Genomic DNA, 379 nt, shown 5'->3' with positions numbered 1-379 from the left:
CACGGTCACTCAATGAACGGAGGTGTGCGATGAAGGAACCGCTCAAGGAAGGTCTGACGTTCACATTCCAGTACACGGTACCGGAGGAGAAAACGGTGCCCTATATTTTCCCGGAGTCTCCCGAGTTTCAGGTCATGCCCAGGGTATTTACCACAGGGTTTATGGTGGGGCTTTTCGAATGGGCCTGTATCGTTGCGATCAATCCCCACATAGACTGGCCGCGGGAACAGACCGTGGGAATCGATATCAAGGTAAGCCACCTGGCTGCGACTCCCCCCGGTTTTACCGTGACCGTCAGCGGGAAGCTTGAGAAGGTCGAGGGCCGGAAGCTCACCTTTTCCATCGTCGCCGACGATGGCGTGGACAAGATTTCCGAGGG

1 protein-coding gene is annotated in these 379 nt (G+C 56.2%); it reads left to right on the top strand.

From position 1 onward, the window contains the following. Nucleotides 1-29: 29 nt before the first annotated feature. On the top strand, nucleotides 30-379 hold a 350-nt coding region (locus GTN70_06600), incomplete at its 3' end, for a thioesterase (GenBank protein NIO16656.1).

The sequence above is a fragment of the Deltaproteobacteria bacterium genome, from assembly GCA_011773515.1.
Classification (GTDB): Bacteria; Desulfobacterota; Deferrimicrobia; order J040; family J040; genus WVXK01.
Note: the sequence above shows the minus strand (reverse complement) of the source record. Positions and strands in the feature narration are given on the sequence as shown.